14 protein-coding genes are annotated in these 12,983 nt (G+C 43.0%); 9 read left to right on the top strand and 5 right to left on the bottom strand.

Translation table 11 applies throughout. The features are described 5' to 3' along the window. The first annotated feature begins 138 nt into the window (after positions 1–138). From gpAD87_RS11280 to gpAD87_RS11270, 3 genes are read left to right on the top strand one after another with little or no spacing between them, the layout of a single operon-like run. Positions 139–621 carry a MarR family transcriptional regulator gene (locus tag gpAD87_RS11280; protein ID WP_064638424.1) on the top strand — a complete coding sequence of 161 codons (483 nt, stop codon included), beginning with the start codon at positions 139–141 and terminating at the stop codon, positions 619–621. A gap of 20 nt (positions 622–641) precedes the next feature. Next, complete coding sequence (locus gpAD87_RS11275; protein ID WP_082935082.1) at positions 642–1,217, top strand: nitroreductase family protein; 576 nt, start codon at positions 642–644, stop codon at positions 1,215–1,217. A gap of 17 nt (positions 1,218–1,234) precedes the next feature. Beyond that, on the top strand, positions 1,235–1,720 hold the full coding sequence (locus gpAD87_RS11270; protein WP_063565029.1) for a nitroreductase family protein: 486 nt from the start codon (positions 1,235–1,237) through the stop codon (positions 1,718–1,720). A gap of 169 nt (positions 1,721–1,889) precedes the next feature. Here the strand turns inward: gpAD87_RS11270 and gpAD87_RS11265 are convergent, their stop codons facing one another. The 3 genes from gpAD87_RS11265 to gpAD87_RS11255 form a co-directional block, all read right to left on the bottom strand. Beyond that, positions 1,890–3,152 (bottom strand): MFS transporter, encoded by a 1,263-nt coding sequence (locus gpAD87_RS11265; RefSeq protein WP_064638419.1) that lies wholly within the window; start codon positions 3,150–3,152, stop codon positions 1,890–1,892. Positions 3,153–3,191: 39 nt separating this feature from the next. Continuing rightward, complete coding sequence (locus gpAD87_RS11260) at positions 3,192–4,097, bottom strand: ArsR/SmtB family transcription factor (protein WP_064638417.1); 906 nt, start codon at positions 4,095–4,097, stop codon at positions 3,192–3,194. Positions 4,098–4,346: 249 nt separating this feature from the next. After that, entirely contained in the window at positions 4,347–5,009 is a 663-nt protein-coding gene (locus gpAD87_RS11255) for an MBL fold metallo-hydrolase (protein ID WP_064638415.1), read from the bottom strand. 176 nt (positions 5,010–5,185) lie between these two features. On the opposite strand from gpAD87_RS11255, the gene gpAD87_RS11250 reads away from it, so the two are divergent. The 5 genes from gpAD87_RS11250 (at position 5,186) to gpAD87_RS11230 (ending at position 10,962) form a co-directional block, all read left to right on the top strand. Further along, positions 5,186–5,713, top strand: coding sequence for a sigma-70 family RNA polymerase sigma factor (locus gpAD87_RS11250; protein ID WP_064638412.1), 528 nt, complete (start codon positions 5,186–5,188; stop codon positions 5,711–5,713). Continuing rightward, a complete protein-coding gene (locus gpAD87_RS31475; protein ID WP_082935081.1) occupies positions 5,700–7,172 on the top strand; it encodes a DUF4179 domain-containing protein in 1,473 nt (490 codons plus the stop codon). The genes gpAD87_RS11250 and gpAD87_RS31475 overlap by 14 nt, the downstream gene beginning before the upstream one ends. A 317-nt stretch (positions 7,173–7,489) precedes the next feature. Continuing rightward, complete coding sequence (locus tag gpAD87_RS11240) at positions 7,490–8,125, top strand: glycoside hydrolase family 11 protein (protein ID WP_064638409.1); 636 nt, start codon at positions 7,490–7,492, stop codon at positions 8,123–8,125. 208 nt (positions 8,126–8,333) lie between these two features. After that, on the top strand, positions 8,334–9,173 hold the full coding sequence (locus tag gpAD87_RS11235) for a formylglycine-generating enzyme family protein (protein WP_064638406.1): 840 nt from the start codon (positions 8,334–8,336) through the stop codon (positions 9,171–9,173). A 346-nt stretch (positions 9,174–9,519) separates the two neighbouring features. After that, positions 9,520–10,962, top strand: a complete 1,443-nt coding sequence (locus tag gpAD87_RS11230; RefSeq protein ID WP_064638403.1) for a hypothetical protein — start codon at positions 9,520–9,522, stop codon at positions 10,960–10,962. A 79-nt stretch (positions 10,963–11,041) separates the two neighbouring features. Here gpAD87_RS11230 and gpAD87_RS11225 read toward each other — a convergent pair whose 3' ends face one another. Then, positions 11,042–11,425 carry a winged helix-turn-helix transcriptional regulator gene (locus gpAD87_RS11225; RefSeq protein ID WP_064638401.1) on the bottom strand — a complete coding sequence of 128 codons (384 nt, stop codon included), beginning with the start codon at positions 11,423–11,425 and terminating at the stop codon, positions 11,042–11,044. Further along, positions 11,418–11,780, bottom strand: a complete 363-nt coding sequence (locus gpAD87_RS11220) for a winged helix-turn-helix transcriptional regulator (RefSeq protein WP_063565019.1) — start codon at positions 11,778–11,780, stop codon at positions 11,418–11,420. The genes gpAD87_RS11225 and gpAD87_RS11220 overlap by 8 nt, the downstream gene beginning before the upstream one ends. Before the next feature lie 105 nt (positions 11,781–11,885). Here gpAD87_RS11220 and gpAD87_RS11215 point away from each other — a divergent pair, with 105 nt between their 5' ends. After that, entirely contained in the window at positions 11,886–12,800 is a 915-nt protein-coding gene (locus tag gpAD87_RS11215; RefSeq protein WP_064638398.1) for an arginase family protein, read from the top strand. The last annotated feature ends 183 nt before the right edge of the window (positions 12,801–12,983 follow it).

Below are 12,983 nucleotides of genomic sequence, written 5' to 3'. Positions count from 1 at the left end.
AGAGGAAATAGTTGATAACTGTTCTCACTTATGATATATTATTGTTAACAAGTAAACTATTTGCGGTTGAATTAGTGCATTAGATTCATTATTTAAGGTTTTTTTATTATTTATAGGTAAATAAGGAGCGATTGAAGAATGGATTCAAACGATCGATCAAAACAGTTACTGTATGACCAATTTATCCGCTTTTTACATGTATATGAGAATCACAAGGATACGGAAATTGAACATTTTCTAAGTATCGCCCAGCGGGAAAGCATGGACAAAATCCCTCAGCATTTGACCGCGATTCATATGATAGATTGCATTGGCAAGCATGAGCCTATTAACAACACGGGTATTGCCGAGGCGATGAATTTGTCCAAAGCAAGCATTACCAAGATCGGCAACAAACTGCTGGAGGAAGGATTCGTTAAACGTACGAAAATGAATGACAACAAAAAGGAGAGCTATTTCCGGTTGTCACCACAAGGCAAGAAGATCTTTGAACTACATGAACGTTTACATGTACTTGAGGCTGAACGGTTCTATCGTTCTTTGGACAAATATTCGGAACCGGAGCTGAAAATAATACTTCAATTTCTTCAAGACAGCAGCATGGATATGGAATCCAGATAAACTGAAGGAGAGTGAAACACTTGAGTCTTGCAGAATTGATCAGGGAACGGAGAAGTATTCGTAAATGTAATTCTACACCGGTGGAACAGGAGTTGGTTGTTGAATTGCTGCACAAGGCTACACGGCTTCAACCATCTGTTGAATCTGGCTCATGGCGTGTTGTTTATGCCGGAACTCCCGAAGCACGCAAACGGTTGGTGGACTGCATGCTGGAACAGATGTCGCAGAGCAAGTTCGGCAAGTTGATTCCGGGAAAACTGCTGGATGTGTTTAAAAAGAGGTTTACCGATATTCCTGCTCATGTCATTGTTATGTCGACTGTAGGACCGGATCGTCTGACCAATGACCGCAATTATGCGGCTGCCTGCGGGATGATGCAGAGCTTCCAACTGCTGGGATGGGAACAAGGGTTAGGAATGCTGTGGGATACAGAGTCCATGATTCAGAATGAAGGCTTTTTCAAAGGAATTGGACTGCGTGAGGATGAAAGATTTGTTGGCATTCTTCATATGGGATATTACGACAAAGCGCCAAGAAGCCGGAAAAGAACACCAGCTGAGCAAAAGTGGACTGTATTTCAGGGTCAGACTACGTAGAAGGGGAGGATGTAAATATGGAATTGTCCGATCTGCAAGGGGGCATACACAGTCCGAAATATTTTTTGGATCGACCGGTATCACAGGAGCTAATCCTTGAATTGCTCAATCACGCCGTGTGGGCGCCAAATGATGGACTTCGTGAGCCGTGGCGATTTATTTTTGCCGATAATCGTAATGGGAAACTCATGCAGGGAATGCAGGAGCACGCTCCAGCGTATCTTCTGGTTCTGGTGAAGGAAGAGGCGGATCATCATAAGCGGGAAGAGGACTTTGCAGCTGTCTGCTGTCTGATCCAAAATTTTCGTTTGCTTGCCCATGAACAGGGCCTGGGTGTGCGCAGTACGTTGCATGACTGGATGTACGACCGGAGTCGTGCTGAAAAGTTTGGCGTGTTAGGCAACGAGCGAATTGCTGCGGTTCTGGAATTGGGATATGGCGCTGTACAGCTGGAAGGGAAAACTGAGATAACAGAACCTCAGCTTCAGTTCGAACTGCTGTAGCGGAGAAGATATAGGAAAGAAAATTTAAATGAATGAGGAACGACAAAACCTTGATCGGGATTGTCGTTCTTTTTTGTGCGGTGTGTATCCGATTTGTAGATTACAAGTCAGCTATAGCGGATACACACAACTAATCCAGAGATTCACCTATTTTAAAAAAATGATATTCCTATAATGTGTTAATTACCTTGTTATAAGAATTTAATTGTGTTCTATTCTGTAAAGTAGATAAATCACCATCTAAATTCTTCAGGTTGGGAAGGAAAGCTGCGGCGACCGAACAAAGCAAGGGGAGCAGACCCAAAGACAAGAATAAGAAAGGCAGACCATAGAGTTCTGCAACCGCTGCACCTGCAAAAGCACCTACAGGCTGTAGTCCGCCACCAATGAGGACCCGTATTGAGTTGACTCGGCCTTGAAGAGGTCCGGGGACAAGTGTACCATGCAAAGCTGAACTGAGAGAACCAAAGAAAGGTCCTGCTGCACCAGCGGCACATAAGGCAACGAGCGCAAACGGATAACTCGGGAATAGGCCCAGTAAGGCGTTAAAAAGCCCGATGGCGGCTAGGCTGCACAACATAACTGTCCGTCGTCTTTTGATTTCACCCATCCACGAGATGACCAAAAGTCCTATTAATGTGCCACATGCTGAAGCAGTGGTGAGTGTACCCATAGCAGCGGCATCCCGATTTAACACTTCACGAACAAAAGGAATCATCATCGTCCAGATCGCTACAGAAGACATGTTGCTGATCGAAACCATTCCCATAATCGAAAGCATGGCCGGGAAACTACGATAAAAGGAGAAACCTTCATGGATATCTCTGAAATAAGCCTTAATTGAAAATGAGGACTTAGCTGCTACTGGCTTCTGCATTGTGGGCAGATAGAGCAACGTGGCAATGGCGGCGGTGTAACAAACGGCGTTGATGCCCAGCGTTGGCAACGCCCCAGCTACGGCAGTAAGAGCTCCGGCTAAGGCTGGGCCCAACAAAGCAGCTGCATTACGGCAGCCGTCGATTACCGCGAATGCACGCACCAATTTGTGTTTATCTGATACTCCGGGAATAATTGCCATTGCGGTGGGCATGAATAGGGCAGAACATGCCCCGCTTAGTCCTGCGGCCAGGAAAAGATGCCATAATTGCAAGTGGCCTGCGAGTCCCAGACTCAGCGGTAATAAGAGAGCAAGCAACCTAACAGAAGCAAGCACTGCCATGAACCGCCCTCGGTGTAACCGATCGGCTAACGGCGAGCCGAGCAACCGAATGGCCACTTCTGGAATGCTAAAGCTTAGTGCCATCGCACCCATGGCCATCTTAGATGCAGTTATTTCATAGACAAGCCATTCCATAGCCAGAAGACCAAATACGTCACCAAATGAACTCAGAGTGACAGTCGCTAGTAAACCATAATAACTGCGCTTAAGCATGAGTGTTCCTCCGTGTGCGTAGGTTAAAGGGCATGATCATCATTCTTCAATATAAGCTGAAATCTGTTCCGAAAGCTTGTTGAGAGCTTCTAAACGCAAGCTGTAAGAGGTCGTTTTCTGGTTATAATGCACGATGACAAGCCCCGCTGCCCTTAATGAAATCAGGTGGTAGTGAACCGTACTTTTAGAAAGTTTAACCTTGCTAACGATCTCAGTGAATGTTAACTGCCTTCCAGCCAACAGGCGGAGGATATATAATCTGGTCTCGTCGGACAAAGCTCGTGTTAGACGCAACAACCGATGTTCAGGCCGACCCGTTGCTGGTGGGAGAATATCGGCAGAGTAACTTGTGAAAATCACTTCATCAAAGATGGCTGAGGTGACAAAGGGACGAGCATGATATTGAGGGATTAGAATCACTTGTTTGAGCAGAGGGGTGGGGTATAGACGCATACCTTCTGTTGCCTCCTCATAGACCTCTAAGTCATTGGTTCCGTTTAAACTGGACCGTCTGGTTTCAGCTTCTAAGGCGAGACCTTCGATAATCGCCGAATCAATTTGGCTGAAATAGTGGGTATCCCATTCACGCAGCGCTTCGGATGTCCGGCTGCGCAGTTCCGGGAGATTGGAGGGAACGGACAACTTCACATTAGCAGCGATGTCATATAGCTGGCCCGTGGTTAGGTCTTCAAGCCAATCCAAAAAACCACTCACTGAGCGTTCACCGGGACAACTCCAAATATAAGGTGCAAGGCTAAAATCATCTACAAGTTTCATCGTCTCCCGCATTTGTTGTAGTTTGGAAGGTGCGAACCGATCTTGTACTTCTCTGACCCATAGTTTTCCAGCATCCAGAGCATTATGATTCTGTTTGCTCATGAAAACCGTCAGGCTACTTACACATTCATAAATGGGCGCGAAATCAACTTCCACTTTGTAGTTCATAGCTCGAATTTCCCCCTGGTCTTTCTTGTTCTATATTTATAGAACAACTAATTTGTTTTATTGTATACGAACAATAATGGGTTTGCAACAAAAATGTCCAATGATTTACTTATTCTCTTCAACGAAAAAAGACGTTCCACGGGTGGCGAGCACCTGAAGAATCGTCTTTACGATTTATAATGACAGCAAAATGAGCAGTCTGGTTTTAATATAACCGAATAATACTCTCCAAAAGTGTATATTGAAACTTTAATCTTGGATGAGTTCTGCTATCTGATCTTTCACATTTACATCACTTAATCCCCCGTGGTAACAAATGACAGATGTAATGTCGAAATCTGCATATTTTCTCAACGAGAGCTTTGCTGCAATCATATCCGGTGTGGTCGGGGCGTGAATTCCACCAAGCATACCGTCTACACTGTACATGGAGTCCCCGGCAATGAGAGTTTTACTTTCCTTCAAATAAAGACTGATATGACCGGGTGTATGCCCAGGCGTGTGAATAACGCGAATCCCGCCGCAAAACGGCAGTTCCTGACCATCTATTAAAGTATGGTTTACTGTGCCCTTCGGGGGATTCTCCAGGTGACCATCCTTTATCAGAGGCAGTTCCCCTTGGATGTACGGCTTATCCAATTCGTGTGCATATACATTAATAGCTTTGCCACGCGTCTGTAAAATCTCCGGTAGATTCCCTATATGATCTACATCCTGATGGGTCAAAATAACTGCATTTAATTGGTCTATTGAAACGCCAGCCTTCTCCATTGCCACACGTAAATCCTCAAATTGACCTGGAAAACCAGTGTCTATTAGAATAGTCATTTCTTGATCCTTTAAAAGAATAGGGTGTATCACATTCCCATGATAGTCCAGATGGAGCATTTCGACTCCCTTTGAAATTTCCATAATATTAATCCTCCGTAGAAAGAAATTTATAAATAAAGTATCTCTTTGTAAACGAATCAAGTCATTAAAAAGATACGGGGTAGAATTGGAAAAAAAAGATTATTGTTTTCTCGTGAACCAAACCAAGTATAGGATGATCTAATGAATAGAAGAAATGAAGGAAAGGGGGAGCATTGGTGGATTTATCAGAAAAAGCCGAACTTGCAAGACAAGGAGATAAGGAAGCTTTTGTATTTTTAATACGTGCTGTTCAACAAAGCCTATTTGTTATAGGAAGATCAATCGTTAAAACGGATGAAGATTGTGCAGATGCGATACAGGAGACCATTGCTAAAGCTTTTTCTAATGTACATACACTGAAAGAGCCAACTTATTTTAAAACTTGGATCATTCGGATTTTAATTAATGAGTGTAATCGGATTATTAAGAAAAAAAAGCGAGTATCCCTTGTCCCTTATGATATGAGAAAGACATCTTATAAGGGGGATTTTGAACAAATTGAGCTGTTTGAGGTAATTGACGAATTGGATGAACAGCTTCAAACCATCGTGACACTTTTTTATATCGAGGACTTATCGGTCAAGGAAATAGCTAGAGTGCTTGAAGTTTCTGAAGGAACAGTAAAGTCAAGGTTATTCAGGGCCAGACGACAATTATCAGAACTCGTTCTAGGGGAAGGAGAGGGCAAATATGAATTTTCATGATCCGGTTGACCGTGAGATCAAGCAATTATTAAATGCTAAAAGAAAAGACCTGATCATTCCTGATACAGTACAACTTGCTATGGAGAACGCACTTTCCTCCATTTCTGAGCAGAAGGTAAAAAAGAAATATCCCCATAAAAAATGGAGATGGTCAGCAGCAGTTATAGCCCTCTTTTTCATCTTGGGAGCGGTATCGATTTATTCCGTACCAACATTTGGTGAGATGATTCGGTCTTTATTTTCCAAGGATAACCCAGATATTGGACTATTGCGGGCACAAGAATTGGGACTAGTTCATAATCCTCATATCAAAGTAAAGGACAAAGGTTATACGCTGGTAATTGATGAAGCTGTTGCAGACCCTACCCGAGTGACGATGGCTCTTCAACTCTTTGATAAAAAAGGTAAGCACGATCGCCATAAGTTACTCCTTGGAGATCTGAACAACATTACAATTAAAGATGCTGATGGTAAAGACTTGGACACCATGTACGATATGGGGTACACAAATGATTTTTATTATATGGTTGCTTTCTTCAATGAGCCATTGGAGACAGACAAGATTACGATAGAAGGGAATATCGAGACGCTTGGCAACAAGAATGAGCCTTCCATTGAAGGAGATTGGAACTTTAGCTTTGATATAGATATGAGAGAGGCTAACCAGCAAACGAAAATAGAAGAATTGTCTGGTAGCTACACAACGCCACACGGAATGGCAGTCACTTTAAAGAGGTTAACGAGAATGGTGCAAGGAGTTCGTTTTGAACTGGAGACTGAACTTAATGATGCTGCAATGGCAAGGTCACCCGGTGATTTATGGGAAAAGCAGATGTTGAGCTTTCACTTTGAAACTAAAGAGAATGAAGAAATTCATTCGGTAAATTCGAGAAAGAATGGTGACATGGTTAGTCTGATGTCTACTGATTATGCAGTCATTGGAGACGGGAAGATTCGTTGGAGTTATATTTTCAAGTACTTGCCAGAGCATGAACCATATCGTTTTATTTTGGATGGTTACTCGGTCGCGGAAACAGACGGTAGCAGAATTTCCTTTAGGCCATCGGAGCTGATAGAACCCAAATCTTTTCAAATATTAACAGACCGCATAGAGTTGGTTGGGACGTCGCTTGAGGACTCACAAAACCCTGATGCCACATTTGAAACAGCCGTATCGTTCTACGGGGAAATGGATAACGAAATAAACAATGAAGAATGGAAAGCATACGATTCAGCAGGCAAGCAGTATGACATTAATAAGAGGGGAGCGTCAACTTTAAAAAATACGCTTACCGATAATTGGAGAGAGGGGTTTATTAGCATGGGGGATCGCAATCATCAACAGCCTTATGAATATCGAATTATGGGGTTAGACCACATCCCGGAGGAACTTATCCTGGTAAGACGTGTAGTGGATAAAAGGTACAAAGACCCAGACTGGTCCGTAATGCTAAAATAATTTATTAATGTGTAGTCTATCCATCACTAATATCCTCAGCATCACTTTCACAGCCGCCCTTCTGGGCGGCTTTTTGCATATTTGTTTTCTTATAGGTACAAGTCGATTTTTAGAAGGAAAGCAGATATAGATCTAAACATATTAGAGATTAATCTTTAATTTGTCAGGTTTTTATGTAACCGCTATCATTCTATAATTTAGTCAGAAAGGAGGTGAAAGTAAAAAAATAATTGCATCAAATGGTAATTGAAAACTTCAACCGAGAATCAGACGAAAGCAGTCGATAGGGCAAATACAATCATATTGGGAGGTAGAGTATGTTTAAATTTAGCAAAAAAATGTTGACGGTCATTCTTGCGGCTTCCATGAGTTTTGGCGTGTTTGCAGCAACCTCAAGTGCAGCGACAGATTATTGGCAAAATTGGACCGATGGCGGCGGTACGGTCAATGCCGTGAATGGATCAGGCGGCAATTACAGTGTGACATGGCAGAATAGCGGTAATTTTGTCGTCGGTAAAGGCTGGAATGTTGGATCTCCAAACCGGACAATTAATTATAATGCTGGCGTTTGGTCTCCATCCGGTAATGGATATTTGACACTTTACGGGTGGACAAGAAATGCACTCATTGAATATTACGTTGTAGATAGCTGGGGCACTTACCGACCAACAGGAACGCTTAAAGGTACTGTCACCAGTGACGGAGGAACCTATGACATCTATACAACGATGCGATACAATGCACCTTCCATTGACGGTACACAAACCTTTGCCCAGTACTGGAGCGTAAGACAATCGAAGAGAGCGACCGGGGTTAACTCCGCTATTACATTCAGCAACCATGTGAACGCATGGGCAAGTAAAGGAATGAATCTGGGTAGCAGTTGGTCATACCAGGTGTTAGCGACAGAAGGATATCAAAGCAGCGGAAGTTCCAACGTAACGGTGTGGTAAGTAATCCACGGTAAGCAACCCCATTTAACGTAAGTAAAACAGATTTTTATACATTAGGGACAGGCTCAATGCCTTTTCCTCAGATCTACCATCAGTCCGGATATGTTGAAGGCCGTTTAAGTCAGACAAATGGCCTTCGACGTTGCCGGATACGAATGATAGGTATCATAGCCAATTATTTTCCCATTAGTTTAAAGGAGATTGTTCAATGAGAAAGCTATTAATGTTCTTTTTAATAGCAACGATGGTAGTGATGAGTGCTTGTTCGCAGGATAAACCCGAACCGGAGGATAACCTTGTATTCGTGCAAGGTGGAACGTTTAAGAACAACAAGTCCAATTTTTCTGGAAGAAATGCGACTCTTTCGAACTTTTATATCGGAAAATATGAGGTAACTCAAAAAGAGTGGGAAGAGATCATGGGAAACAACCCCTCTGGATTCAAAGGAGATCAATTACCAGTAGAAATGGTGAGTTGGTATGACGCGGTAGAATATTGCAATCAAAGAAGTATACAAGAGGGCTTGAAGCCGCATTACAACATCGATAAGGATACCCAAGACCTGAATAATAAGAATGATAACGATAATATAAAATGGACAGTAACGATTAATGAGGGAACTAACGGTTACCGACTGCCTACAGAAGCGGAATGGGAATATGCCGCAAGCGGAGGTCAGGAGAGCAAGAATTACACATACAGCGGCAGCAACAACGCCGACAAAGTCGCATGGTATTGGAAGAACGCCGGGGACAAAATCTTAACTGGAGACTGGAACTGGCCTGCCATAGAGAGCAACAAAACCAAAACCAAATCGATTGGTACCCAACAGCCCAACGAGCTTGGAATCTACGATATGTCTGGCAATGTAAGAGAATGGTGCTGGGACTGGTACAGCGATGCTGAGAGCCAAATGGCTTCATTTCGGGTAATAAAAGGCGGGGGCTGGATCGGTGGTGTCAACAATAACGAGATCGCTTTTCGAGGAAAATTTGATGCAAATGGTTTTGGTCCGGATCAGGGGTTTCGTGTTGTTCGCGGAGAATAGTCGAAACGTTGTAAAGTACCCAAATAGTTTAAGACGGCCCTATATGCTGCAAAGTAGGTCGTTGAACATAAAGAGATGCCCACGCTAATGCAGATTAGCCGGGGCATCTCTTTTTGAAATGCTTGTATTTCATTCTAATACACAGGATCGGAAAGGTGATGCATTGTTTGTCGTACAAATCGACCCTTTATTTTGCAGGATCAAAAAGTATCCTACGACACAAAAATGATCGGATCATACAAAAAAGTGCGTACTATTCAACGATCAGGGCACCTGATAATCTAACATTCGAAGGGCAAATTGAATTGTCGTTCAATATAAAAATCGTACTGAAGGGGTGGGAAAAATGCCAGCGTATCAACTTCACTTGAAAGATAAACGGATCGTATGGGGAAACGCAATAGATGTGGAGTCTCTCATTGGCACATATCCACAGGATTCAATTAGACCAGGAGAGAATGCGGCTTTGGATTGGAAATTGCCTAATGGCATATATAGAGCAAAAGAGGTCGTCATAGAGCTGGATAAACTGCTTGAGGCGATACTGGTTCAGCTGGGCGAACCGATAGACGGTAATCCTTCGGTGTTATTGGACAGCCTTCAGGCCAATTTGGCGATCTCCGGTGATCTTTCATCACTACCGCTTGGACCTTTGGCTTTGAAGGATAAGGCAGGTGTTGAAGTTACGGCACAGGCGGCACGTATCGGTGAACAATTGGTTCTCTGGGCACGAGAGATTAATTCTGAAAAGAGGGCACTGGCACAATATGGACCGGAAACTCTAGGAGAGCTGGAATTTAGAAGTCATTGCTATGGTCATACCCTGATACAGGAAGCTATTGCTCAGGTTTGGGGTCCCGCTGGGGGACCAAGAGTTATGCAGTTATATAATGAATACTTGCACCAATTTGTATTGCTGCGGGATGCATTACTTCCCTTTGCCAATTGGGAACAAGTACCGTTTGAAGTCATGGAACACACGCAATTCAAAGGATTACGTTTTCTGGAGCCTGCCCGTAAGGTTTTTTTAACTCAATTGATCGGGAAGGAATTAACTCACAAGGCGATTGTTCAATATGCACAGAGTGTGCTTAGCTCGAGTTTGACCTCTGCTGGTTACGGCTTTCAATATCCTTTGGGAACTGTGTTGCCCGCTGGATTGGGAGAGTCGGCTGGTACGGCTGCACGTTATCTTCTGAAGTGGCATCCGGTACAAACCATTGAGACTGAAGATACAAAAGATTTAGTTGCCATCTCTTTTGAATATGAATATGACGATTATTATGCTGCACCACGCGACGAAGCAGGAACGGGTATACCTGGCAGCAAGGATCACTTTCACATTTCAGAGGATCATAGTGATTTTCCATCCATCGCACGGCTGCTTCCGAATACACATTCAGATCGAACAACCTTGCGTTTCAGACTGGAGAGGGAAGGTCATGTATCATCTAGTGTAGAATCTAGTGTGGATCTCGGTCAGCTCTTCAGGGGACATCGATTTTCATATCGGCCTGAAAAGAACAACCATTCCAAGGATGCTACTGTGAAGCGAACATCGACCAGCATTCATCAGGTAGCAGACATTCTGTCGCATTCCGGATTGGTGACAAATACGGATGATGGAGTCCATTTCATTTCAACAGGCAGAAATGAACTTGTACAGTGGGCTTTGTTAGGCAAGCTGTATCCTGAAAATGTGGTGTTATTGGCTAAAGGAAATCAAGAGGAGCTGGAAGCAGCTTTGGTTGCCGGGAAGGGGTATGGAACGCAATTTCTGGTGTTGTAATGCCTTAAACCATCCGTGACAGATGAAATGACGGCGGCAGCGTATTCGTACAGAGCTGCTGCCGTCAAATTATACTACTTTAATTTACATTAACAATGTCGCGGCGAGAGTTATCATTGTCGCAAGATACTTCATCGGGGAATTTCTCGATATAAGTCGTGCCAAACTTGCACAACATCTGTAGCATGGGGGCCAATTCCTCACCCAGATTGGACAAATAATATTCTACTTTTGGCGGTGCAACCGGATAGACCTTGCGAATAATCAGGCCGTCGCTTTCAAGCATTCTGAGCTGCATTGTAATCATGCGTTGAGTTGCGTCCGGAAGAAGTCGCTGAAGCTCATTAAACCGAATGGGACCTTTAGTTAAGTGATTGAGTATAGAAATTTTCCATTTACCGCTAAGTAAGCTCATGACAATTTCCGAGGTACAGCGATAGGTTTTATTTCTAAAGTTAATCATCCTCCAACACATCTCTTTCACTTTGATTTTGTACTCCCCACTCACATAGACCTTCCAGAACAGGCAATAACGTTTCCGCTTTATCGGTCAGTCTGTACTCGACTTTAGGCGGGACTTGTGGATACTCTTTCCGTTCGACCATACCATCCGCTTCTAATTCTTTTAGTTGTGAACTCAGTGTTTTAAACGTAATCGCTCCAATTTGTCTTTTCAGTTCATTAAAGCGTACCGGTTGGTTTTCTGCCAAAAGATAAATAATGACCATCTTCCATTTGCCGCCAATGACAGACAATGTATAGCCAAAAGGCGTATCTTGAATATGTTTAACCTTACCTTGATATTCAGCCATGCTCATATTTATGCTATCCTTTCGGGTAGTACCTGTCATAATAGTGCGTACTACTTTTTGATTTGCGTTCAGTTTATACTAACCTTACTTTGAAGTAAAGGAGAGAAAAACTTGAATCAAAAAACAATACGTCTGTTAATGCCTCAATGGCAAGGGGGAAATAATCCTAACTACTCTTTTGGGGCGGAACTGCTTGCCTGGCTGGCTCCTGATAATGATCAACCCCTGATCCAAGTTCCTGTACAAGCATATGATGGAACTCCACTGGAAAACGAGAATGGTGTAAATGGGAGAAAACAGCTCATTGAACAATTGGAAGCAGCACAGCATATTATTCATGCTCACAAGCCTGACCGCATCGTCATGTTTGGTGGAGACTGCTTGGTCGAACAAGCTCCGTTTGCCTATTTAAACGAACGGTATAATGGAGAATTAGGCTTGATCTGGATCGATGCGCACAGTGATTTGGTTGGTTACGCGGGTTATGATAACGGACATACGCTACCTCTGGGTAATCTTTTGGGAGAAGGGGATGAAGAGTTTGCAAAACATGTAAAAATCCCTCTAAAACCTGAAAATGTCTTTATCGCGGGGTTGGCAACACCTACAGAACAGGAATACGAAGTGATCTCAGAAGCTTTTAAACGATTAGGTATAACGACTGCAGAATCAGATACTGAAATGATTCAAAGACTTGGCATTAAAACTGCCGGAGTCAAAGAATTAACGAAAAGTACAGCATCCATCAAACAGTGGATCAAAGAAAGCGGCATTAAGCATCTGGCTATTCACCTGGATCTAGATGTGCTTGATCCTAAGGCTTTTCGCTCGTTATTATTCGCTAATCCTGAAGGACCGTATACTTTCTCTCCTGCAGGAAGCTTGCAAATCCCTCAGCTCCTTCACTTGCTCAAAGAACTATCGGAAGAAACTGATGTCGTGGGATTGGGTATTACAGAGCATTTGCCATGGGATTCAATTAACTTGAAAAACCTGCTGGGGGAAATACCGATTTTAAATAAATAATGTAATTTAATATACTCGTCAACCCTATTATTATATTAGAGTAATAGGCTAACACCAAATACACTAAACACTTTATCATTGTGTGAAGTGTATTTTTTGGTGCTGAGGATTTGAAGCTATGGCTGGTGATTTGGGGTGCATTGTAAGACACCATTGGTCATTCACCTACATACATTATCTCAG

Source organism: Paenibacillus sp. AD87 (assembly GCF_001659845.1).
In the GTDB taxonomy this organism is placed as follows: Bacteria; Bacillota; Bacilli; order Paenibacillales; family Paenibacillaceae; genus Paenibacillus; species Paenibacillus marchantiae.
The sequence above is the reverse complement of the archived record's forward strand: the minus strand, read 5'-3'. Positions and strand labels throughout refer to the sequence as shown.